Raw genomic sequence first — 23,024 nt, forward strand, 5'->3', positions numbered from 1 at the left:
ATGCAGCATTGTTTGTGAGCAACAAACGCCTCGTATTAACGAGGCGTGGTTGCGAGAGCGAGGCGATATCACATTCTTGTTGATGCGATAGAGCCGAGCGGTCTTAATAGTTTTCAGCAGTGACTTCGAAGAAGGACTGCGGGTGGGCGCACACGGGGCATGCGGCCGGGGCCTTGGTGCCCACGACGATGTGACCGCAGTTGCGGCATTCCCATACCTTGACTTCGCTCTTTTCGAAGACTGCTGCGGTTTCCACGTTCTTGAGGAGTGCGCGGTAGCGTTCTTCGTGGCGCTTCTCGATGGCGGCGACCATGCGGAACTTCTTGGCGAGAGCGGCAAAGCCTTCGGCTTCGGCGGTCTTTGCAAAGTCTTCGTACATGTCGGTCCATTCGTAGTTTTCGCCGTCGGCAGCAGCCTTCAGGTTAGCAGCGGTGTCACCGATACCGTCTAATTCCTTGAACCAGAGCTTCGCGTGTTCCTTTTCGTTTTCGGCAGTCTTCAGGAAGATTTCTGCGATCTGTTCGAAGCCTTCTTTCTTGGCGCAGCTTGCAAAGTAGGTGTACTTGTTGCGAGCCTGGGATTCGCCAGCGAAGGCGGCCTGAAGGTTCTTTTCGGTCTGGGTTCCGGCGTACTTGTTTGCCATAAATTCCTCTTCTTTGGGTTGCGGGCCTGTTGGCCCTTGTATGTGTCCTAGTCTGAATATAACATATTCTTTATGGATAAACTTAAGAGCGTCGAAAAAAATTGAAAAAAGTCTGTGGATTCGTTGGGGATATCTCAAATTTGAATAGGACATTTTACTTACACTTTTGCATATGGTGAAAAACAAAGCTATTTTATTAGTGAAATTGGAGTTTTATCGTATGAATGCTGCTATTCTTACCAATGAGTTCCCGCCAGAAATTTATGGTGGCGCAGGAATTCATGTGAAGTTCCTGACCCAGGAACTTGCGAAACTTTGCCACATCGAGGCCCGCTGCTTTGGAGTTCAGAACGTGGACGAAAACAATATCCACGCGCTCGGCTTTTCGCGCAAGCTCGGGCTCAACCCCGAAGACGACCGCTTCCAGAAAATTTTCAAGCCGCTCGATATCGATCTCCAGTGGGCGGCCTCGCTCAAGGATATCGACGTGATTCATTGCCATACGTGGTACAGCCACTTTGGCGGCGTGCTCGCTAGCCGTCTTCTGCAGTGCCCGTTGATTCTTACGACGCATTCGCTGGAACCGCACCGTCCGTGGAAGGCGGAGCAGCTGGGTGACGGCGGTTACGCCATGAGTTGCTGGATCGAACGCACCGCTTACGAAGCTGCCGACGGCGTGATTGCCGTGAGTGAGGGCATGAAACGCGACGTGATGAAACTTTACGGCGTTCCCGAAGACCGCGTGAAGGTAATCTACAACGGTATCGATCCGGATTTCTATGCGCCGACTTTCGACGAAAAAATCCTTACCAAGTGGGGTGTAGACCCGAAACGTCCTTATGTGCTGTTCGTGGGTCGCATCACGCGCCAGAAAGGCATCAGCCAGCTGATCCAGGCGATTCCGCAGATCGACAAGAGTGCCCAGGTGGTGCTCTGTGCCGGTGCCCCCGATACCATTGAACTTGCCGACGAATGTAAGGCCCTCATCGAAGAGGTGCAGAAGACCCGCGACGGCGTCGTCTGGATTCAAGAAGCGGTTCCGCACGAAGAACTCCGCGTGCTCTACAGCCATGCAACCGTGTTCGCGACACCTTCGCTCTACGAACCGTTCGGCATCATCAACCTCGAAGCCATGAGCTGCGGCACACCGGTGGTGGGTTCCGCGGTGGGCGGCATTCCCGAAATCATCGTGGACGGCGAAACCGGATTCCTGGTGCCGCTCAAGGCCAAGTCCGAGACGGATTTTGAACCGGCTGACCCTGGTGCTTTCCAGGCCGACTTTGCGAACAAGCTCAACAAGATTCTCGAAAATCCGGAACTTGCAAAGAAGATGGGCGAAGTGAGCCGCAAGCGCGCCATTGACGTGTTCAGCTGGAAGTCGATCGCCCAGCAGACCTTCGACTTCTACCAGGAATGCATTGACCGTTATAAGCGCGAAGGCAAACGGTAGTTACTTTCCTACAATTTTCTCCACAATCGCTGCTGTCGTGAGTAATTCCGGCAGCACGATTTGTTTTGAGGCATCACCGGCGGGGTAGATGGCGTAAGCGGGCACGCCCGATTTTCCCATGCTACGCAATAAAGCATTCACCTCGGGGGTTTCGCGGGTCCAGTCGGCTTTTACAAGCGCCACGTTCAAGCTGTCCATGGCATGGCGGAAATCGTCGCGGTTGAGGACTGCGGCTTCGTTTGTCTTGCAGGTGAGGCACCAGTCGGCGGTCGCGTCGATGAATACGGTGCGCTTCGCTTTTGCGAATTCTTCGATTAGGGCTGGGCTGTAGCGGTACCAGCCGTCGGCAGTCATTTGCTCTTGCATGCGGGCGTTGAAATGTTCTGTGGCGACACTTTCGTATTGCGGGCCGATGGCTGCAAACCAGGCGACAACAAGGATGACGACGCTTGCGCCGATGGTGGAGGCTTCACGGCTAAAGGTGACTCCCGGCGGGGCGAATTTCCCGATGGCAACGCTGCAGAGGATGCTTGCGCAGACCAAGATGGTGAAAAGTCCAACTCCTGCCATTCCCGACTGTTCGTTCACAAGCCACAGGAGCCATGCGACAGTCGCGAGAAGCAGAACGCCCATGACTTTCTGGAGTTTAACCATCCACGGGCCCGGTTTTGGGAATACCTTGAGGATTTTCGGGAAGGCGCTCACGAGCATGTAGGGGAGCGCAAGACCTAGCCCAGCCGCGGTAAAGAAGATGAACAATACGGGGGTGGACTCTGCAAAGGCAAATCCCATGGCGGTTCCGAGGAAGGGTGCCGAGCAGGGAGTGCTCAGAAGCACCAGGAGTGCGCCTGTGAAGAATGCACCGCCGAGTCCAGCCTTCTTGCCCGCGGCATCCATCTTGGTGGTGGCGTTCCACGGGAGCCAGATTTCGAAAACTCCGAAGAAGCTCATTGCGAAAGCTGCCAGGATGACTGTCATGAAGGCGATGAATCCTGCGCTCTGGAACTGCATTCCCCAGCCCGCGGACCCGCCGCCGGCCTTGACGGCGGCGACGACGGCGGCTAGCACCCAAAAACTCATGAGGATTCCCGCCGTCGTGGCTCCTCCCAAGGCGAGGAGCCGTCCGCGACTTTCGCCTGCCTGCTTGATCAGGCTAAAGAGCTTGAGCGAAAGTACCGGCAGAACGCACGGCATCAGGTTCAGGATGATTCCGCCGAGAAACGCGAAAAAAAGGAGTGCCGCGACCCCGGCGCGGTTCTCTGTTGCGGAATTTTCAAGGTTCTTCGGGGCGCCTTCACTTATAAGGGCAGCGCTCCCTGTTGAGGCATTTTGGCCGTCCACATTCTTAACGGCTTTCTTGGCAGAACTTCCGGCGTCACCCAGCTGCCCGTTTAAGCGGATCGTCTTGCTGGTGGGCGCAAGGCAAATTGAATTGTCGCAGGCCTGATAATGGAAGGTGACTTCTGTCCCGACGCTATCGTAGTCTCCGTCTACAGCCTTTACCGGAAGCATAACCGTGAATGTTCCGCGGAAGGTTAAAATTTCAAGTTCCAGCGCCTCGTTGTATTCCTTGATGGGTGCAGGCCATACGGGTTCGCCAAATTCAATTCCTGCAGCCTTGGCCTCAATCGAAGAGGGTTTCAGAAATTCGTCGGTCACTTCGTTTGCGTTCACGTGCCACTTGCCCGGGATGGTGATGCTCACGGCAAGCTTTCCGCCTTCCTTCAGGGTGCCCAAGCTGTACTCCATTGACATTTCCGGAGGCGGCATCGAGTTCATGTTGAATTCCTGAGCACGCACAGATTGTGGATAAACTGCGAAAATTACCACCAAACTAAAAAAACTGTTGATAGCTGCAAACAGTTGTTTGCAAAATGCGAGCCCTGTTCGTTTTTTTAAATCCAGTTTCATATATTTTGTTTCAACTGAAAGAATGCTGTCAAAATTCCGGTTTGCGATATGTCCAAATCAAGAATTTTAACAGAGCGACCCTCCCAGTGGGTTGAAAAGTTGTGGAGCAAGAATGCTCCTAAAATTTACAAACTATGTCGGAGCCAGAGTAGCGATACGGAACGCGCGAAAGACCTATTTCAGGAAGTTGCGCTCCGTTTATGCAGGTCTGCCGCGACATTGGACCTGGAACGACCCATCGATCCCTGGTTTAGGGCGGTGGTGCACAACGCCTTTTGCGACATGAACCGCAGAGTGTTGCCGGTAATACCCTTTTCCCATTTTTCGGAGTCGTTCATAGAGTACCATGCGCGTGGATTGCCAAGCATAGCCAAGGAAGTCTGCGAGGATCGTCGCGGAAAGTATGTTCGGAAAACCTTGGATCACCTGATGGAGGATCTTTCGTCGGCAGAAAAGCTTGCGGTTGAATTTTCCTGCATTGGCGAGATGGGCACTACCGAGGCGAGCCTCTTTTGCGGTGTTGAGCGGAGTACCTTCACAAAAAGGAAATCGAAAGCGTTGAAGAAGATGCGCCAAAAGAAGGATATCTACATGGCTTCGTTAAAAAACAGCGAAAGTTCTCGTCTGAATTTGGAAGATTTGCTCACGCGGGCAAGTGAATTTTCGTAATTTTAGGGAGTGAAGTTATTTCCGATATCCATATTGATACTGCTCTTTTCGGTGGAGCTGTTTGCTGCCGACCGTTGGGGTGCCTTTTCCGACCCCTTTCCGATAAGGGATGCCATTCTTTATGGGGATCATGGGGTTATGCTTGCGACAGATGGCGGCGTTCGCTACCGTTCGCTGGATGCAGATGTGGTGTACCATTCCGAACATGGGCTTGAGACATCCTCTTTTTATGCCCTGGTGTCTTCGGATCAAGGGATCTTTGCGATATCCGAGTACGGCGCCGTCGCTGCGTTCAACCCGGAGGCACTCTCTTGGAAGGTGGTGAACCGTTCCTACGTCGGCAACAATGTGCGTGTGGTTCCCGGTGTAGCCGAAGTTGGCGGCAGTGTCCTGGTTGTCGCGTTTGAAGACAGGCTTGCCTTTTATGATTTGACGCAAAACCGTTCGATTCTAACCGTTGAACGTCTAGGCTCGTACGAACTGTTGGCAAATCCCGTCCGAGGCATCTTGGTCCGCGGCGATTCCCTTTATGTAAAGACCGACCGTGCTGTCTTTGTGCGCCAGATGTCGTGGAAAACACTTTCTTCCGATAGGCGCCTGAGCGATCCGGGCTCCTGGGTGTCTCTCCCGGAAACGCAGGTTGTCAAGGGTCTTGAACCTAGGGACAAGTCTACGTTGAATGTCGGGGGCAAGAAGCTTTCGGATCCTATCCTTTTCAATGCCGATACAAGCACTGTCCTGTGGAATTTCGAATGTGGCTCAGGCTACTTCTTGGTCGGCTCTTCGTTGGTTGCCTTTTGCCCCAAGGGATCTTCAAAGGTTACCGACCTGACTTCTTATGGCGCATTTGCTATCGGTTCCACCTATGAAATCATTGGCCTTCCTTCTGGCAACGTGGTGACCGCATCGAGCGACGGCCAGCTGGCCGTTGGCAACATGTACGGCTGGGATGTCCCTTTCTTTGCCTATAATGGTTACGGCTCCTATTCTTCCGTGCTGAAAACTTTGTCTGCCCTGCCGAATGGCAACGTGTTCTTCCACATCTGGGGCATGGCTTATCAGATCTATTCGGAATCGATGACTCATCTGGAATATGGCTATACCCCCTACGATGGGCTCTGCCTTGACAACTTTGAAGAGAACTACTCGGTTTCGTGGGGGTCTGTCCCCGCGCCGGATAACTCCGGATTTTTGGTGGCGACCTCCAGCAAAAAGGGTTACAGCATCGCCTATTTTACGAACGACGGTGAAGTCCATTGTGCAAACCAGGTCGGTTCGAAGCCCGTTGCGGGAGCCATCTATGCCTTGCTCGACGAAGATGGTTCCTGGCTCATCTATGTGGGTGCCAAGGAAGGCATGGACATTTCCGACATCGGGGATTTGGATGTGTTCAGGTTCCCTGCGCCGAAGACAAATGGTGGCGAGCTTGCTAACGGAACGCGTAAGACATACAGGATTGGAGGCCCGATTCCTGTAGACATGGCCTACGACTCGGTCGCTTCAAGGCTGTGGATGGTCTCCATCTCCAACATCTTCTACGTGGACCAGGAAAATGACACGTTGATTTCGCCGAGTTCCATGAACGGCATGCATACGGGCGACTATACTTCCGTGGCAACCGACATCCATGGCAACCTGTGGGTCGGTACATCCAGCCAGGGGGCATACCGGCTGACTTCGAAGAAAGGCTCTCCGGACACATTGTCGGTGCTTCACTTCTCTGAAAGAAATGGACTCCTGAACAACAATGTACGGGACGTGGCAATCGATCCGGTCTATGGTGTCGCCTGGTTCTCGCATACGAACGGTGTCAGCTACTACCAGCGAAACGACCTGAAGGATGCCCGTGCGAACATGACCGATTCGGCTAAGGTGGAAATCAAGGCGTATCCGGTCCCGTTCCGTCCGAAGCTCCATGCAAGGTTTACGATCGAAGGCGTCTCGGAAAGTTCCGTCGTGAGCATCTACAACCGGGGCGGAGCCCTGATCAAGTCATTCCGTGGCGAGGACCTGCTCGGCGGTAAGCTTGAATGGGACGGTCGCGAAAAGTCGGGCAAGTGGGTTACGCCGGGCGTGTACTACTATGTCGTCAACGACGGTTCCAAGAACAAAAAGGGAAAGTTTATCATCGTCCATTGATGGGTGGCTTATGAAGAAAGTGCTTTTTGCCATAGGGTCTGTATCGGCCGCGCTCCTGATGGCTTCCTGTGCAGGGGAGCGCCAGGGGCTTGTCTGCGAAGAAATGGAATACCGGTTGAACACGATGACCTATTCGCCGGACCAGCGCGCTTATATGGAAGAGGAGCTGCGCGTCTGCCGCGAGCAGGAGTCGCAGAAGAAGGCGGAAGGAGCTGCCAAGCGCCAGAGCATCTACGAAAAGTTTGCCGCATCGGATACGACGCAGTCGAAACTTACGGATTCGACGAAGGCCGGCGACGACGGCGAAGTTTCTGTAACCAAGGCGTTGCAGGATTCTTCTAGCGAGAAGACGGTGAGCATCTACGACCGCTACGGTTCCGTTGCCGATACGGCCAAGGCGATTGATTCTTCCGCGGCGTCTGCCGGTGCTTCTGCCGCAGACACTTCTGCTGCCGACGTGGGTAGTTTCCAGTAGGCGGTCACGCACCCATGGCAAAGTTGCAGACACTTTCGGGGCAGTGGTTCGAACCGGATTTGCCGGGGCGTCTTCTCAAAATTGCTGGCGACATCCGCGAAGCGGGTGGTCGCGCTTTCTTGGTGGGCGGCTGGGTCCGCGACGCGCTCCTGGGCAAAACCTGCCGCGACTACGATGTCGAAGTTTACGACATGTCGCAGGATGCCCTGGTGCCAATACTCTCGAAGTATGGCCGCACCAACCTAGTGGGCAAGGCCTTCGGCGTCATTCACTTGGCCATGAAGGGGCTGTCGCTTGACTTTTCCTTTCCGCGCACCGAAAGCAAGGTGGGCTACGGTCACCGCGGTTTCGTGGTGCATACCGACGAAAAGCTCTCCTTTAAAGAAGCAGCGCTCCGCCGCGACTTCACCATCAATGCGATGGGAATGGAGCTGCCGGAACTGACGCTCTGTGACCCTTATGGTGGCATCGACGACTTGAAGGCACATGTGCTGCGCCATGTGGGGCCCGCCTTTGCCGAAGACTCCTTGCGTATTCTGCGCGGGGTGCAGTTTGCAAGCCGCTTCGGCTGCACGCTCGCTCCCGATACCGTTGAACTTTGCCGCACGCTTTCGCTTGATGACTTGTCCGTGGAGCGTCTCTTCGAGGAATTCAAGAAGTGGCTCCTGAAACCGGGCAAGCCTTCGCTTGGGCTCCACGCATTTCTGGATATCAGGCTCAACGAATACTTCCCCGAGATTCATCCGTTCGAAGGCTCCTGGGAAACTCTCGGAACAATCCTCGACCGCATGGAGAGCTTGCGCCGCGGTCTTGCCGCGGAAAGCGAAGGACTGTCCGAAGCCCAGTCGATGGAATTTGCCTTTGCAGCGCTCCTTTGCGGAAGTCCGTCAACGTCGCTTCAGTTCCTGGAGCGTATCACCAACGAAACGCATCTGCTGAAGGTCGTGCCGCAACTTCTGGAATCGTTCAGCGGTCTTTCTACAGCCATTGTGGGTGATATCCCATCGCTTCGCCGCCTCGCCGTCCGGCTCGGCGGCTTAAAGCAGCTGTGCCTCCTTGTGAAATGCGCCCCTGGCAGCTACTTCGGCGACTCCGCCGATAGGGAATGTTTTGCTGACAGGCTGTGGCGTGTTGCTTCGGAGTATAACCTGCTCGACACTGCCCCGCAACCTTACCTTACCGGAAAGATGCTTATGGACTTGGGTGTTGCGCCTGGAAAGCAGATGGGCGAAATCATCAAGAAAAGCTTCGAGCTTCAGCTCGACGGAAAAATTGCAGGCGAAGCCGATGCTATCGCCTGGGTCCGCAGCTGTCTTGCGTCGTTGTCAAGCAATCGCTAGCCGTGTAACTTTGCAAGTAATTCCGGAATCTGTGTCGCCAAGTTGAAAAGCGCCATGCAGCAGAGTGAGGCAAAGAAGGCGTTTTTCCCTTTTTCCGAAGGAATCCGCAAAAAAAGAGTCGCAATCATCGCGGTCAGCACCCAGTCCGTCACAAAGAACACCCGTTCCCCAGAAGCGTAGATCGTGGGTGTAAAGAACATCATCGCTTCGCAGAGCAGGGCGGCTGCAAGGGCTGCCACACCGCCCAGCTTCATCGACTTGTTGACCATGTAGAATGTAAATGCAGTCGCACCAAGCCACCAGGCCATCGCGATGAGGTTCATCGGTGTCGCGTTGGCAAACGAAGGAAATACTGTAGGGGGAATGGCGGGGTTGATGTAGTCGATTCCCATGTCGGAGAGTGCATGCACCCCTGCGAAGGGTAAAAGAGCTATGGCGGTAAAGATTGCAGAAAGGGTAATGTCCACCTTGCCTTTTGTTGGTGCAACAAGCAGGCTTCCGATCCAGATGAAAACGAGGAACAGCTTGCCTTCGTTTGCAAGCGAAGAAAGGAACCATTGCGTCGAGATGAAAGCCCGCTCCGAAAGCGAAAGTTCCGCGAAGCCCGGGAACCACGACGAGGTCTCCTGTGAAATTCTTTCCATGTTTCCGGGAGCTGCCGTCGCGACGGCCAAGGTCGTGATAAGGAATGCGATTTCCACAAGGATTCCTGCGGGAAGAGTCTTCTTTTGCCGTTTGCGGTAAATCAGGATTCCTGCAAAGAATATGGCGAGAATAACTCCGATTTGCTCGATGGATGCCGCTGCAAAAAAAAGTACCGGGAGCAGCAGGGCGCCTTGCCTCGCAGAAACAGTGCCCGATCTCAGAAAATGCAGGTTCAGGTAGATGCACAGCAGCGCTAGTGCAAACGACCATGTGTAGAAAATGGAACCGTTTACCCAGACTGCGGCGTGTCCGCAGGTGACGATGTCCATCAGCAGGTAGCCTGCGCATATCAGCAGCGGAAGCCTAAGCGCCTGCCACAGGGATTCCTTCTCGGCGATGCCTTCGGCGGGCTGCAGCTGCTTTACGATCAGCAAAACTAGCATCGGAACCGCGGCGACCATGACGGCGTTTGCAAATCGCCAGAACCAAATGCCAAGGCTAAAAAGCAGGTAGACTAGCGTCTCTCCGCCGATGCGCCCCGTCCATGTCAGGTAGCGCATCTTGATGTATTCAAGGTACGGCATCGAGCGTACCATGTCGTCAAAGATGGCGTCGTCGCCGTCGGAGTAGTTTATCTTGCAGAATACGCCTAGCGCAAGGAGCGCCACCAGGGCAAAGACGCGGAGCGTGGCCTTGTTCATGCCGCCTCCGTTATTTCCAGCGGAACATCCCGGTGATGCCCGCGGGCACTGCAAAGACAATCATCGGAATCTGAATGATCTCGGTCGGAATGAAGGCGAGCATCTTGCGCTTGGAATGCAGTTTCCACGAGGCGATCATCAGGAACACAAAGTCCACGACCACCTTCGGCAATATGCTGAATACGCACCATTGCCACGGGCAATCCAAAAAGAGCACGCACCAGGGGCTAATGAACATCCAGATGTAGTAGGTGTAAATCAGCGTGAGCATCAAGACGTACGCCTTGCTTTCGTAGTTGGTGCCGTTGCTGCTCCAGCGGGCGCGTTGGTTAAAGAGTTGCTTCCAGGTATGCACCGGGGCGGTTTCGATCACGGCGTCCTTGTCCAGGTTGTAGCAGACCTTGGTGCCCGGGATTTTCATCATCTTGTGGATGAGCATATCGTCGTCGCCGCTCGAAAGGTTTACCAGGTCGCCAAAACCGCCCACGGCAAAGAACAAATCTTTTTTGTAGGCGAGGCAGGCGGCGCTTGCTACGATGGGGTGTCCCCAGCTGAATCCGGCGGCTTCCATGGCGGTGTAGCCGAGCGTTTCCAGTTTCTGGTAAAGGTGCGGCATCGTGCGGCTCCCGTTGTTCTGCTTGGGCCCCTGCACAATGCAGATCCCGTCAGTGAATCTTCCCGCCATCGCGGTAATCCAGCTCTTGCGAGGAATGCAGTCGGCGTCCATGGTCAAAAGCACTTCGTACTTAGCAATCTTGAAAGCGCTTTCCAGCGCCCGCTTCTTGGGGCTTGCTATCTGCGGTAAATCAGGTGAAAGGCTGAGTACCCTGAATTTCGGGTGTGTCGCCGCGAACTTCTCGAGAATTTCCCTGGTGGAGTCGGTGGAGCGGTCATCGACGCAAATTACTTCCCATTCGCCCACATAATCTTGTTCGGCGAGCGCTTCTAACGTGCGCTGGGCGAATTCCTCTTCGTTTCGCATCGGCACCACGACCGTGACACTCGGAGTAGCCTTCGGGCCCCTGTAACGGTGCGTGCGGATAACTCCTATAATAAAGAATAGGAACAACAGCACGTATAATGCGGTAAGGCTCGCGATGATAATACCACCCATGTGGAAAAATATAGTTAATGTGGAATTGCTATATTCTTGCCCATGATTCACCCTTCCGCATTTGTAAGCCCGCAAGCCAAAGTCCACGAGACGGCCGTTATTGGCCCCTGGTGCCTTGTCGATGCCGGTGCAGAGATTGCCGAAGGGGTCGTCCTTGAATCCCGCGTGCATGTTTACGGCGGGGTCTCGGTCGGAAAAAATACGCATGTTTACGATGGCGCCATTTTGGGCGGCCCTCCGCAAGACCTGAAATACGCGGGCGAACCCACCCGTCTCGAAATTGGCGAAAATTGCACGATTCGCGAATATTGTACGCTTAACCGCGGTACGGTGCAGGGGGGCGGCTGCACCCGTGTGGCAAATAAGGTGCTTGTCATGGCGTATTCGCACATCGCCCACGATTGCGATATCAGGGAAGGAGTGGTCATCGCAAACAGCTGCCAGCTGGGTGGCCATGTGCGCATCGGCGAGTACGCAACTATCGGCGGTGTCACCGCCATCCAACAGCGCAATCAGGTGGGCGCCTACGCTTTCGTGGGTGGCACCCACAAGGTGGACCGCGATGTGCCCCCTTGCACCAAGGCGTCGGGCAATCCCATCCGTTATGGGGCGCTGAACCTGCATGCGCTTAGGCTTCACCCCGATGAATTCCCCGAAGAACGCATCAAGGCGCTTTCGCGGGCCTACCGCGAACTATACCGTGGCACGCGTCCTGTTTCCGAAGTCATCGAGGAATTGAAAAAAGGCCCGGAACCTTTGTTCCAAGCCTTTTTCGACGAACGCTGGGGCGGTACTCTCGTCCGCCCGTAGAATATAAGACCGAACTGGCTAAAAAAGACCGAACTGCCTAAATTCTACGGAGTCCTTACTCTGGAGCCAGTTCTCTCGCCGACACGACTCATAAGGATGAGTCGCTTACGGCTCACGGAACGACCGAACTGTCTAAATTCTACAGAATCCTTATTCTGGAGCCAGTTCTCTCGCCGCCACGACTCATAAGGATGAGTCGCTTACGGCTCACGGAACGACCGAACTGCCTAAATTCTACGGAGTCCTTACTCTGGAGCCAGTTCTCTCGCCGGCACGACTCATTAGGATGAGTCGCTTGCGGCTCACGGAAAGACCGAGCTGTCTAAAGTCTACAGAATCCTTATTCTGGAGCCAGTTCTCTCGCCGCCACGACTCATAAGGATGAGTCGCTTACGGCTCACGGAACGACCGAACTGCCTAAATTCTACGGAGTCCTTACTCTGGAGCCAGTTCTCTCGCCGCCACGACTCATAAGGATGAGTCGCTTACGGCTCACGGAACTCTTAAAGCCCGAATGCGGCGGGGAAGCCTTCGTACCAGGTGCCGTTATTCTTGTCGTAGGCTTCGAACCCGCCCACCTTGGCAAGTCCCCAGTAGTGCCATGACATGTCGTTTGCTTCGGCAGCCTCGATGGTCATCTTGGCCCATTCAGCCTTCATCCTTGCAGAGGGAACCGACCAGTCCTTGTCCTTGTCGCAGGCCCAGTCGGTTGCAAACTTTCCGCCGCCCGAAATGCCGAATTCGCCCATGTTCATTGGAACGTGTCCGCCATTCACATCGGGGTATAGGGTCGTTGCCTGCTTGACATATTTGTTCAGGTCGATGGCTGCCGAGTTTTTGAAGGCGTTGTCGCCGACGCAGGGGTACTGCGCCTGATGGCCCTGGTGGCTGAATGCGAACGGTTCGTAGTAGTGGCCGGAATAGATGATGTTTCCGTCTTGCGGGAGTGTGAGAGCATCCAGGTCGGCAAATTTTGCGGCGTGGTAGGATTCAAACATGATGGTCTTGTTCTTGTCTACGGCGCGGATGCTGTTGTAGCCAAGCGTCATCACTTCGTTCATCGTTTCCTTGGATATGATGGTGGGCTCGTTGAGAATGTCCCAGACGAGCATGGTGTCGGGGAAGTGCTTGAACGCTGTTGCCACTTCGGTCCAGATGCTGGAATAGTGGACCTTCTCGGCTTCGTAGAGATCGGGGTACTTTGTGGCGTTGTTCGCGGCGAACATGATTTCGTAGTACCAGTGGAAGCTGATCACGACGGCAAGGCCTGCGTCGATGGCTTTTTGCACGTCGTCCAGGACGCCCGCCATACGGTCAGGATTTACTTTGTGTGAAACGGGGTCGGAATTGTGCTGCCAGCGCACGGGAATGCGGACGGAATTGAAACCGGCTGCCTTGAGCATCGGGAAATAGTCGTCGCTGATGGCGCTTCCCCAGCCTGCGTCCAGGTTGTCGGAGCAGCCGAAGTTGTAGCGCTCCGCCGGAAGAACATAGGAGTCTGCTTCGCTCTTGGACAGAACGATTTCCTTGGTCTCGCCGGAAAGGTTTGTATAGGTGAAGGAATCTCCTGCCTCAAGCTTTCCGCAGCTCCAGTAGGATTCCCCATCCCATGCGTTTCCCAGGTTGATGCCCTTTCCGAGCCTTTTGTTCATGGCGCGGCCTAGGGAGTAGTCTATGGCGACGGCTTTGACTTCTTCTTCATCGTCGGGGGCGACCACGGCTTCGTGCTTGCTATCGCTAGAACAGGCGGCAAAACCCATGCTGCAGACGAGGGCAAGTGCGGACAGTCGGTAAAAATTCATATGGACCTCTTAAAATTTGTTACGGTTCATTTTACATTCAAAAATTAGACTTTTTTTTTGTTTTGGACTATCGATCTGAAAAATAATGTGTTTACTGGCGAAAACGCGAAAAAACGCAAAAAAAAAGGTTTTTCGGGATGAAGTGTCTCGATTCGCCTTTAATTTGGCAAGTCGCTCTTTTCACGAACAAAAAAAACAAGCTATATTGTAGCCGTCCGTATCTGGAGAATTTTAGATATTATGAACGTAAATCCGCATAAAGCAAGCTGGGTGTGCGCCTTGGGCGTACTCCTTTTAGCGTCTTTCTCTTTTGCTGGTTATGGTTTCAGCGACTACCGCGACCGCGACCAGTCCCGTTTTGTCACTAAACAGGCTAAGCCGTTCAGGCCCGACAAGGATGTCGTGTCCGTCGTGATGCGTGAAGCTATTCCGCGTGGTGGTGGCTATACCTACCAGTACCCGCGTGAAAACCCCGAACCGGTACTTACGGACAAGTATGCCATGGAAGGTGCCCTTTCCATGGAAATTGAGCTTATCGCAAGCGATTATTCCGGCGTGGCCATTTGTATCGCCGGTTCTGTCGACTTGACCCCGTATTTCGAAGAAGGCGTCCTGGAATTCTGGATCAAGGGGGCCAAGGGTGGCGAAAACGCCCTGTTCGTGTTGGTGGACGACGGCGTGAAGAGCGGTGGCGAATCCCTGCAGGTGAAGCTCCGTTCCAAGAGCCTTGGCGAAATTACCACGGAATGGAAGCATTTCAGCATCCCGCTGAAGTTGTTCGGTACGACGGGTGTGTACTGGGATGCCAAGAATACCCGCGAAGTCATGTTGCCGTTCAGCTGGAGCAACTTCAAGGGATTCCGTCTCGAAGTCCGTAAAGACGAAAACGAGTCCTTCAAGGTCTGGATTGACGATATCGTGATCAAGAAGCACGGTAAGGCTTACGAAGGTCCGATGAACTATCCGTTCCGCAACGAGATTTAAGAGGATTTTATGCGCAAACTACCTACCCTTTTTACGACTCTGCTCTGCTGCACGTCTTTAGCTTTGGCTCAGTTTGACGACGAAGAAGTCTCTTCCGAAGAGTCTGCCCCGGCTGTCGAAGAGAGTGCTGAAGCTTCCGAGCCCGAAGAATCTGTTGCCGAATCCTCCGAACCGGCGGCCGAGGATGGCTCCAACGAAGAACCCGCCGAAGAAGCCCCCGCTTCTGAACCGGCCGAAGAAGTCGCCGAAGCTCCGGCAGAAACACCTGCCGAAGAACCGGTGGCCGAAGCTCCTGCTCGCGACCTTTCGAAGCCCGCCGACAACGGCCCCTACCAGCCGCTCGTGGTGAACGCTTCTTCTCGTCTTGACCCCAAGACTCAGATGGCCAACGTGGAAGAGGGCATCGACACCCTTTCCAACAACATGGAATCGACCCTTATGGGCAAGGACGATCTGCCGCTGGCGGTCTCCGGTTACATGGCCTTCCGCCTCAAGAACTTCCACTATTCCGAACCGAGCCCCTGGGTCAGGAACGACCTGGCACGCACTTCTGTTGACGCTGTGCTCAACATGAACATCGTGGCCATGCCGAACTCCTACATGACCCTCTGGACGAACATGAGCTTCCCGTTCGACCTGTCCGGTATCTTCACCAACAATCTGGGTAAGAACCCGACGATGGTGCCCGACAACAAGGATGAACATGTCCTGTTCGACCACTCCACGGACTACTATACCACGACCGTGAACGAAGAAATGAACTTCGGCGTGGATATCCGTGCGGGCGTCTTTGGCGCCTATGTGACGGCCGGTGGCGTTATCTGGGCAAACGCATCTCCCCTTACCATGTGGGAACGCGAAACGAACCCGCGCTTTGCCTGGCAGTACGAACTCTTTGAAGACGAAAAGACCGTTTCCACTTACTATAAGGAAAAGGTGTTTAAGCCGGTTAAAGAAGGTGGCCGTGCGTTCTGGACCAACCGCAGCTTCGGCGGCGTGTTTGCCAATGCCTACCAGCTTCCGTTCAACATGAAGGCTCAGTTCCTCTTGTCCCAGCCGGCCGACGCCGACATCGGTACCCGCGACGGTTTGCGCATGTACGGTGGCTTGATGGGTCAGCTCGAAATGACTGGTGCTTACGATTTCCGCGGTTCCATCTACCACGGCCGTATCGCCAAGGAAAAGATTGCCGACAACCTGACGCTCGGTGCTAACTACATGGGCGTCGTCTTTGACAACGAAATCATTTACGAAAAGGAATTCCGCAACCAGTGGATCAAGTATTCCGATGTGGGCCCCGTGATTCTCAATACGCACGTTGCCTCTATCGACTTGAAGGGAAACATCACCCCGAAGCTCTTCTTGATGGCCGATGTGGCCTTGAGCATGACGGATTCGGTCAAGTTCTTCCAGACCGCCGATGCCGCCGACTACGATTCCACCATCTCGTCTAGCGGCTACCTGTCGGATGCAAACGAATCCAGTATGAACACTCCGCAGGTGGGTGTCTACATCAAGGCTCAGTCCAAGCATATCGAAGGCTGGCCCATCACGGTCGAAGCCATCTTCCTTCCCAAGGAGTTCTACTCTCCGTATTCTTTGAGCAACCCGTCCCGTTTCAACAGCTGGCGCAAGGACGAAGCCTACCTGAACGGTGGTTCGCTCCGCTACTCCCCGAACATGGCCGGTCTTAACTTCAAGCTCGAACCGACCTTCAACCGTGGCTACTTTGACCTGCAGTACGGTCTGCACCGCCAGATCGAAGACGGCCAGGATGTCATCTTCTTCAACTACCGCCTGAACGGCCGCAACATGTGGGAAAGCTCCAACTCTTGGACCAAGCACAAGCCCTTGTTCGTGGCTGACTCCGGTAACGCCGAAGGTGCTGCCTACGTCGCCCGTACCGGTACCATCGTGGGTTACGACCAGGGTATCAAGCAGTACCGCCAGCAGGGCGGTCTCTACGGTGGAACCTGGGAAATGTGGGAATCCTTCACGGCCTACGAAACCACCGAACAGATCCAGAAGGGTGAAATCCCGTCGCACACCAAGTGGTCTTCTTTCCTCTCCTTCATGGGTGGCTACGATATCGGTGGCTGGTTCGGTACCGACCGCACCATCATGATGACGGGCTATGCCGCAATTTCTGGCCTCTCGACGACGATTGCGCCGATTGCCTACAGCGAATCCCAGTCCGACATGCTCCTGTGGAGCTTCTACGGCCAGTTTGAACCGGCGGTCGCTGTGACGCCTTCCTTCCATGTGCTCGGCATCTTGGGCCTCGAAACCTTCCGTTCCGATTACGCCTACAAGGCGACGAACCTGACATGGGTTGGTTCTCAGACCTCGTCCCTGCTGTATAACACCCTTTACTACGAACAGGCCCCGATCAACTACCTTGAAACCGCAATCGGTATCGGTTTTGACTGGGACTTTGCTGACCGTGCCGGTCTCCATGTGCGTTACAAGTGGATGACCCATTCCGATGAGCTTATTTCTAAGAATGATTGGCATTCCCACTACATTTCAGCCGAAGCCAAGGCTTGGTTCTAATAGGGGGTGCTGAAAATGAAAAAGACTATGAATATGAAAAAGACTTTTGCTGTTATCCTTGCAGCCTCCATGGCCGCTTCTGCAGCTTCGGTTGTAGAGAATCAGGAACTGCTCGAAAGCAAGGTGGACTCCATCAATGCAAAGCGCGGTCTTGAACTCACCGGTAGCATTCGTGCTGTCGCACAGTCTTCCAAACTCAATACGGATAACGATCCGACGGGCCTCAACGACAAGCCGAATGTCGAAAAAGACGAATTCGTAACGGCTGACTTGAACTTTGGCTTCCGCCCCTGGGAAAATGTCCGCGCCAACGCGATGATTCGTCTGGGTGCTGGCATGCAGGAATACTTCGCCTCGGCCGCCAAGACAGTCTCTGTCGCCTGGCTCAATGCCGAAGGCAACCTGGGCAACAGCTTCTACTGGACTGTTGGTGACTTTAGGCAGCAGTATTCTCCGCTGACCCTCTTCTTGCCCGATCTCGACATCATGTACGAAGCGCAAATCTTCGCTCGCAAGCGTTACATGGCCGAGAAGGAGCAGCTGATCGAAGGCAACCAGCGCAACTTGCAGGGCGTGAACCTCCAGTTCCGCACGCAGGTCCCTGGCCCCGCTGGAGAAATCCGCGCCGAAGCCATGTTTGCACGCATCAACCGTACGGCGGTTCTGGACCTTTCCGGTGCCGAGGGCAATATCTTGCCGAGCGACACGGTTCTGGGTGCATCGCAGTCTGCGAACATGGACAAGTTCCTCTTGGCAGGTAACTTCGAAATCTTGCCGCTGAACCGCAACGTGTATGTGGGTGCCACCCCGATGTTCATCTTCGACAACGAAGATTCCTACAGCTACACCTGGCGCCATCCCGACAACAACGTGAAGCTGCCCTATGAACGCGAAGACATCAACCCCTACGAACTGAATCCGCAGAAGACGATGATCGTGAGCGGCCGCGTTGGCGCCGACATTGCATCGCTCGTTGGTAGCAACAACCTGGTGCTCGACCTTATGGGTGAACTTGCGATGTCGAACGACGATGTCTATACGCCGGATTCCGTCATTGCCACGGAATACGACGACGACGGCAATCTCGTCTATTCTACAGACAAGAATGGAATGAAGTCCCTGGCTCTGGATACCTTCTCCAAGGAAACCTTGAGCGGTATGGCCATGCTCGTGAATGCGAACTTGGGCTACAAGGCCGATGCCTTTGGCGTGCGCCTTGCCGTGGACTTCGTCATGAACGACAGCAACTGGTTCAACAACTTGGCACAGTCTCCGCGCTTCTTTGCCCAGCGCATTCAGAACTCCGACAAGGACGGTCAGACGGTCAAGTACGGCGTGAACTCTCCGCTGTATTCTTCCTTCGACGCTCTCTACAACTTCAGCCCGAAGTTTAGCCCGGTAACAACGACCCTTACTACCGACGATAACGCATTCAAGAGCAGTAAGGTCAATAGCTACAATATCGAAAACTACAACAAGAACTCCTGGACTTCGAACGTCTATACGCGTAACCAGCTTGCGCTCCTTGAAACGCTCAGCGATCCGGCTCTCCAGCTTGCACTCCCGAACGGCCTTGCAACGTCCAACCGTGTGGGTGCCCGCATGAACCTGATTGCAAACATCAAGGACTTCGCCGAAGTGCAGGGACTCTTCAGCATGTTCAACCAGGTGAAGGGTCAGAACCTTGTACAGCACTACATCGTCGACAACGAAGACGGAACATCTTCTGTCGGAACGTCCGTGGCTGGCTACAAGGCTGCCAAGTTCACCGAGTTTGGCGGTGGCGCCAAGGTGGACATCTTCAAGATGCTTGGCTTCAGTAAGCCGCTTGAACTCTCTGGTTCCTACAAGCATTCCGAACGCTCCCTGGATACCGATGGTTGGGCTGATCTCGGCTTGGCCGATGAAACGAGCACGCTCAAGTCCGACTTCATCAACGGTGGTCTCTATGTGCAGTACCTGCCGCGCCTGGGTATCAATGCCGGTTTCCAGATGATTACCACTGAATACGAAAATGTCGGCATCCCCGTTCCGAAACCGGCCCCTCTGATGAAGGGTGAGCAGATGCAGTGGATGGTTGGCTTCGACTACAACATCGCCCCCACCACATGGCTTGCGATTAATGTTGGAACCATCAACGTCAAGAACGAATACAACTTGAGCAATGTGTATAACACCGCCTACAATACAGCACTGCTCGCTAATCCTGAAGCGACGGAAGAAGCCGCAACGGCTGCCCGGGCTGAAGTCAGCGGCTTGAAGGCGGACAACCTGCCAGATTACTATACCAATCCGGAAGGAAATGTCTCTTACACGCATGAGTTCTCGCAGTTTATTATTGAAGCTTCCCTTAATGTGGAATTTTAATGGGAGGGTATGAATATGATGCTTAACAAGAAAATTTCTTTCGCTCTCGCTTCTGCCATCCTGTTCTCCGCAGCAACCGCCTTCGCTGAAGACGAAGTGCAGACCCAGCAGAAAACGCTTCTGCAGAAGCTTGATTCCCTGAATGCAGCTGTTCTCGGGCTTAAGCTCAACGGAACCCTCAAGGCCGGTGGCCTTGCCTCCATGGCGAAGTCCGACCAGTTCAGCGACGGCTCCAACGGGACCGAAAAGTCCCCGACGCAGGAAAACCAGATGTTCACCGATGCAAACCTGGTTCTCACGGCCCGTCCGAGCTCCGAAACAGAAATCCACTTGGAAGTGCGCCTGCACAAGGATTGGCAGAGTGGCTTCGACGAAAACAACAACCCGGTGATTGGTCACTGGTTCAGCTACGATGGATCTATCCTGAACAAGCACCTGGACTTCAACTTGGGTTACATGCGCGTTGGCTATACGCCCTATACGGTCTACACTCCGCAGCAGACCATGTTGCAGGAACCGGATATCTTTGCCGAAAAGCGTGTGGAAGCCCTGGCAATGCGTAATCTCGATACGACGAGCCGCCGCCTGATGCAGGGCCTCAATGCCGACTTCCATAGCGGACAGGTTGGCCCCATGAGCGATATCCACGCTCAGGTGACGGGCGCCCGTATCCGTAACACGGCCAAGAAGCTCGACCAGGTGTTCTTCGACTTCGATTTCTCCGACCGCTACTTCTACGGCCTGCGCCTGGGAGGCGATGCCTTTGGCGGCCACCTCGGCGTGAACTACACCGACGTGTTTGACCGCACGAAGAGCCGTCGTTCTCGCAAGATTGGTAACAAGGACACGGTCTACTACGAAGACAACTCCATCCTTTCCGTGGAACTCGGATTCGATTCCAAGGACCTGATGGGCGAATCTGCCATCGGCTTCGGCTTGAACGGCGAATTTGCCAAGAGCTGGTGGACTCTGGACCGCGACTACATGGAGAAGGCCGTTGAAACGGCATACGCAATTGACGAATACAAGTACAAGAGCGACCCGGCTGTCGTAAACCCGGTGGATACCTCGTTTGGCTACCTTAGGATCAAGGAAACTGAAACGACACAGGAAGTCCACGAAACGGAAGTCGAAAAGTTCGACGGCCAGGCTTTCTATGTGGAACCCTTCGTAAAGCTGAATCTCGGCGATATCGAAGGTATCGTCAAGGTGATGTACCTGCAGAACAACGAAAAGTTCTGGAGCGAAATGGCGTCTAGCCCGGTGTACCGTGGCGGTACGGTGGTGTTCAACTCGAATGCTTTCTACAGGGATTCCAGCTATTCGACTCTTGTCGGACAGTTCGGCATGTCCAGCCTCGAAAACATTTACATGGCGGTCTACAACTCCAATCCGCTGCATGCGACAAACTTGATGACGTCGAACGCGACGAACGTGCTCACGGACAAGTCCGAATCGAGCAACATGTACTACCGTCTTGACAACAACTACAAGAACGCCCACTTCTACCGCAACGCCTACAATGGCGATGTGCTGAAGCTGCGCGACATCCGCAATGCTCAGCAGAACCTTGCCAGCATGGACCCCATCAACGAAATGGCGCTGCCCTTTGGTGTGGCAACACCTGACCGCAAGGGCTTGAATGTCAACTTCGACATTTCCTGGAAGGGCGCTGTGGAACTGAACGGCTTGTTCACCATGATGACCCAGAGCGAAACAGTTCTCGAAGAGAACAAGTACACCCGTTATGCTGTCGGTCTTGGTGCAGATGTGGGCCGCATCATTGGACTCGATCGCAAGATCAAGATCCAGGGCTCCTACGACCATGCCGAAGAAGACAAGAACATGCAGCGCAAGAACGACCGCATCATGGCGGGTCTTAATGTCGATGTGATTGGCCCGCTCTCCTTCTTGGCCGGTTACCAGATGGCGACCCGCGAGTTTGGCCTTCCGATGGCGGTGTCCAAGTTTGCCGAAGTCACCAAGGCCGAAGAAAGCTTGCTCCTGGTTGGTCCGCGCGTGAAGATTGCTCCGAACTCCTACCTCTCGGTGCAGTATGGAATGCTTACGGATAAGGTCTCATTCAATGCGGCAAGCTACGTGCTTGACGGCGAAGGCAACCTGGTTGTCGATGAAGCGACCGGAGAAGCCGTTATGCAGAAGACTCCCAGTGAACTCTCCATTGACAAGAACGTCATTATCGCCGATGTAACGGTGAACTTCTAAGAGGTAATGCAATGAAAAATTTCAAGTTTTTATTCTCTGTTGCGGTGGCCTCTGCACTGATAGGCTGTTCCTCGATGTCTGTCGATGAAGAAGACGCCCTGGCCGGAAACTTCCCCGAAGACTTTTCTGATGTCACCTATATGAACCTGCATCCGGAACTGGTGCGCGTTCAGGTCAAGGATTTCGTGTCGAAGTACAATGCCAAGTTGGAAGAAGATGCCAAGGCCGCAGAAACAACGGCTGCCTTTGACTCCATCAAGGCTGCCGATACGGCTGCATACTTTGGCGACACGGCTTTGCTCCACAAGATTATGGTCGATCCGATGTTCGCAGGCTTTACCGAGGCTGCCTGGGCGGCTGCCTGGACTTCTACGACTAGGGACACCACCTACGATGTTCCCAAGGACACGGTTCAGGTCGAAATCTATGATTCGACCAGCGCCACAAAGATTCAGATGCGTCTCTTTGATGCAGATTCTGCAAAGAAGGGCTCCATTGTCGTGACCGATGGAAAGATTACCGCGGTGACTGGCTACAGGTACGACTACAAGAAGGATACGACTGAACTTATGGTGGAGGCGACTGACGCTTTTTACAAGTTTATCCTTGTCGATGCGGATTCTGCCATGAAGGGCTCCGTAGTCGTGACCGACGGAAAGATTACCAAGGTGACTGGCTACAAGTACGAGTCTGCAGACGGCAAGACCTGGACGACTGCCGATAGCACGCTCCTGGTTGAATTCGAAGTGGCCGACGGAATGACCATCGAAAGCAAGGGTATCAAGACCAAGGATTCCTGGTCCACTGCCGATGCGACTCTCCTGGTTGATCTTGCCATCGATGAAAAGATGTCGATTGATTCCGCAAAGGGAATCCAGGTGACGCTTGAAACGGTGACTGAACAGCTTCCGGTTGAAGGCGGACTTTCGAAGCAACAGCTGAACGTCCTGAAATCCTTGAATCTGTACGGCGTGGCCGACGACTATGCCAAGCTGAAGGAATTCCAGGTGGACATGTTTGCCGTTGCCTACCAGTACGTAATTTTTGGTAGGGAACATGGCTGGGCATACCGCCTCTGTACTGAAGCAGAAAAGGCAAACGCTCCGTACGACCCCGAAGTCTACCCGGCAACAAAGCTTTACTGTGCCGACGACAATGGCATTACGCATGAAATTAACTAGGATGAGGTGATTTT

16 protein-coding genes are annotated in these 23,024 nt (G+C 54.1%); 11 read left to right on the forward strand and 5 right to left on the reverse strand.

What is annotated here, in order from left to right:
* Positions 1 to 103: 103 nt before the first annotated feature.
* Positions 104 to 643, reverse strand: coding sequence for a rubrerythrin (gene rbr / locus ACKI61_RS02470; RefSeq protein ID WP_072801206.1), 540 nt, complete (start codon positions 641 to 643; stop codon positions 104 to 106).
* 220 nt (positions 644 to 863) lie between these two features.
* On the opposite strand from rbr, the gene glgA reads away from it, so the two are divergent.
* The gene (gene glgA, locus ACKI61_RS02475; protein ID WP_407456230.1) at positions 864 to 2,093 is read left to right on the forward strand and encodes a glycogen synthase; all 1,230 of its coding nucleotides are present in this window, start codon (positions 864 to 866) and stop codon (positions 2,091 to 2,093) included.
* On the opposite strand, the gene ACKI61_RS02480 is transcribed toward glgA, so the two are convergent.
* A complete protein-coding gene (locus ACKI61_RS02480) occupies positions 2,094 to 3,872 on the reverse strand; it encodes a thioredoxin family protein (RefSeq protein ID WP_407456231.1) in 1,779 nt (592 codons plus the stop codon).
* 180 nt (positions 3,873 to 4,052) lie between these two features.
* Here ACKI61_RS02480 and ACKI61_RS02485 point away from each other — a divergent pair, with 180 nt between their 5' ends.
* From ACKI61_RS02485 to ACKI61_RS02500, 4 genes are read left to right on the forward strand one after another with little or no spacing between them, the layout of a single operon-like run.
* Positions 4,053 to 4,673 carry an RNA polymerase sigma factor gene (locus tag ACKI61_RS02485; protein ID WP_407456232.1) on the forward strand — a complete coding sequence of 207 codons (621 nt, stop codon included), beginning with the start codon at positions 4,053 to 4,055 and terminating at the stop codon, positions 4,671 to 4,673.
* 9 nt (positions 4,674 to 4,682) lie between these two features.
* Positions 4,683 to 6,812 (forward strand): hypothetical protein, encoded by a 2,130-nt coding sequence (locus tag ACKI61_RS02490; RefSeq protein WP_407456233.1) that lies wholly within the window; start codon positions 4,683 to 4,685, stop codon positions 6,810 to 6,812.
* Between the two features lie 10 nt (positions 6,813 to 6,822).
* The gene (locus ACKI61_RS02495; protein ID WP_407456234.1) at positions 6,823 to 7,287 is read left to right on the forward strand and encodes a hypothetical protein; all 465 of its coding nucleotides are present in this window, start codon (positions 6,823 to 6,825) and stop codon (positions 7,285 to 7,287) included.
* A 14-nt stretch (positions 7,288 to 7,301) separates the two neighbouring features.
* Entirely contained in the window at positions 7,302 to 8,627 is a 1,326-nt protein-coding gene (locus ACKI61_RS02500) for a CCA tRNA nucleotidyltransferase (protein WP_407456235.1), read from the forward strand.
* Here the strand turns inward: ACKI61_RS02500 and ACKI61_RS02505 are convergent.
* Both ACKI61_RS02505 and ACKI61_RS02510 read right to left on the reverse strand, forming a co-directional pair.
* Positions 8,624 to 9,973: a DUF6056 family protein gene (locus ACKI61_RS02505; protein ID WP_407456236.1), complete on the reverse strand. Its 1,350-nt coding sequence runs from the start codon at positions 9,971 to 9,973 to the stop codon at positions 8,624 to 8,626. The genes ACKI61_RS02500 and ACKI61_RS02505 overlap by 4 nt on opposite strands.
* A gap of 10 nt (positions 9,974 to 9,983) precedes the next feature.
* Positions 9,984 to 11,087 carry a glycosyltransferase gene (locus ACKI61_RS02510; RefSeq protein WP_407456237.1) on the reverse strand — a complete coding sequence of 368 codons (1,104 nt, stop codon included), beginning with the start codon at positions 11,085 to 11,087 and terminating at the stop codon, positions 9,984 to 9,986.
* Between the two features lie 42 nt (positions 11,088 to 11,129).
* Between ACKI61_RS02510 and lpxA the strand changes: the two genes are divergently transcribed.
* Entirely contained in the window at positions 11,130 to 11,897 is a 768-nt protein-coding gene (lpxA, locus tag ACKI61_RS02515; RefSeq protein WP_407456238.1) for an acyl-ACP--UDP-N-acetylglucosamine O-acyltransferase, read from the forward strand.
* 503 nt (positions 11,898 to 12,400) lie between these two features.
* On the opposite strand, the gene ACKI61_RS02520 is transcribed toward lpxA, so the two are convergent.
* A complete protein-coding gene (locus ACKI61_RS02520) occupies positions 12,401 to 13,699 on the reverse strand; it encodes a glycoside hydrolase family 5 protein (RefSeq protein ID WP_407456239.1) in 1,299 nt (432 codons plus the stop codon).
* 240 nt (positions 13,700 to 13,939) lie between these two features.
* Here ACKI61_RS02520 and ACKI61_RS02525 point away from each other — a divergent pair, with 240 nt between their 5' ends.
* The 5 genes from ACKI61_RS02525 to ACKI61_RS02545 are packed head-to-tail and all read left to right on the forward strand — an operon-like array spanning position 13,940 to position 23,010.
* Positions 13,940 to 14,683, forward strand: a complete 744-nt coding sequence (locus ACKI61_RS02525; RefSeq protein ID WP_407456240.1) for a sugar-binding protein — start codon at positions 13,940 to 13,942, stop codon at positions 14,681 to 14,683.
* Positions 14,684 to 14,692: 9 nt separating this feature from the next.
* The gene (locus ACKI61_RS02530; RefSeq protein WP_407456241.1) at positions 14,693 to 17,236 is read left to right on the forward strand and encodes a hypothetical protein; all 2,544 of its coding nucleotides are present in this window, start codon (positions 14,693 to 14,695) and stop codon (positions 17,234 to 17,236) included.
* 15 nt (positions 17,237 to 17,251) lie between these two features.
* On the forward strand, positions 17,252 to 19,603 hold the full coding sequence (locus ACKI61_RS02535) for a hypothetical protein (RefSeq protein ID WP_407456242.1): 2,352 nt from the start codon (positions 17,252 to 17,254) through the stop codon (positions 19,601 to 19,603).
* A 9-nt stretch (positions 19,604 to 19,612) separates the two neighbouring features.
* Positions 19,613 to 21,829, forward strand: coding sequence for a hypothetical protein (locus ACKI61_RS02540; protein WP_407456243.1), 2,217 nt, complete (start codon positions 19,613 to 19,615; stop codon positions 21,827 to 21,829).
* Positions 21,830 to 21,840: 11 nt separating this feature from the next.
* Positions 21,841 to 23,010 (forward strand): hypothetical protein, encoded by a 1,170-nt coding sequence (locus tag ACKI61_RS02545; RefSeq protein WP_407456244.1) that lies wholly within the window; start codon positions 21,841 to 21,843, stop codon positions 23,008 to 23,010.
* Positions 23,011 to 23,024: the final 14 nt, after the last annotated feature.

It is taken from the genome of Fibrobacter sp., assembly GCF_045601785.1.
In the GTDB taxonomy this organism is placed as follows: Bacteria; Fibrobacterota; Fibrobacteria; order Fibrobacterales; family Fibrobacteraceae; genus Fibrobacter.

What these genes read in the sequence shown, in the direction of transcription:
- rbr (WP_072801206.1), bottom strand. Translation starts at nt 643, where the DNA reads ATGGCAAACAAGTACGCCGGAACCCAGACCGAAAAGAACCTTCAGGCC.
- glgA (WP_407456230.1), top strand. Translation starts at nt 864, where the DNA reads ATGAATGCTGCTATTCTTACCAATGAGTTCCCGCCAGAAATTTATGGT.
- ACKI61_RS02480 (WP_407456231.1), bottom strand. Translation starts at nt 3,872, where the DNA reads ATGAACTCGATGCCGCCTCCGGAAATGTCAATGGAGTACAGCTTGGGC.
- ACKI61_RS02485 (WP_407456232.1), top strand. Translation starts at nt 4,053, where the DNA reads ATGTCCAAATCAAGAATTTTAACAGAGCGACCCTCCCAGTGGGTTGAA.
- ACKI61_RS02495 (WP_407456234.1), top strand. Translation starts at nt 6,823, where the DNA reads ATGAAGAAAGTGCTTTTTGCCATAGGGTCTGTATCGGCCGCGCTCCTG.
- ACKI61_RS02500 (WP_407456235.1), top strand. Translation starts at nt 7,302, where the DNA reads ATGGCAAAGTTGCAGACACTTTCGGGGCAGTGGTTCGAACCGGATTTG.
- ACKI61_RS02505 (WP_407456236.1), bottom strand. Translation starts at nt 9,973, where the DNA reads ATGAACAAGGCCACGCTCCGCGTCTTTGCCCTGGTGGCGCTCCTTGCG.
- ACKI61_RS02510 (WP_407456237.1), bottom strand. Translation starts at nt 11,087, where the DNA reads ATGGGTGGTATTATCATCGCGAGCCTTACCGCATTATACGTGCTGTTG.
- lpxA (WP_407456238.1), top strand. Translation starts at nt 11,130, where the DNA reads ATGATTCACCCTTCCGCATTTGTAAGCCCGCAAGCCAAAGTCCACGAG.
- ACKI61_RS02520 (WP_407456239.1), bottom strand. Translation starts at nt 13,699, where the DNA reads ATGAATTTTTACCGACTGTCCGCACTTGCCCTCGTCTGCAGCATGGGT.
- ACKI61_RS02525 (WP_407456240.1), top strand. Translation starts at nt 13,940, where the DNA reads ATGAACGTAAATCCGCATAAAGCAAGCTGGGTGTGCGCCTTGGGCGTA.
- ACKI61_RS02530 (WP_407456241.1), top strand. Translation starts at nt 14,693, where the DNA reads ATGCGCAAACTACCTACCCTTTTTACGACTCTGCTCTGCTGCACGTCT.
- ACKI61_RS02535 (WP_407456242.1), top strand. Translation starts at nt 17,252, where the DNA reads ATGAAAAAGACTATGAATATGAAAAAGACTTTTGCTGTTATCCTTGCA.
- ACKI61_RS02540 (WP_407456243.1), top strand. Translation starts at nt 19,613, where the DNA reads ATGAATATGATGCTTAACAAGAAAATTTCTTTCGCTCTCGCTTCTGCC.
- ACKI61_RS02545 (WP_407456244.1), top strand. Translation starts at nt 21,841, where the DNA reads ATGAAAAATTTCAAGTTTTTATTCTCTGTTGCGGTGGCCTCTGCACTG.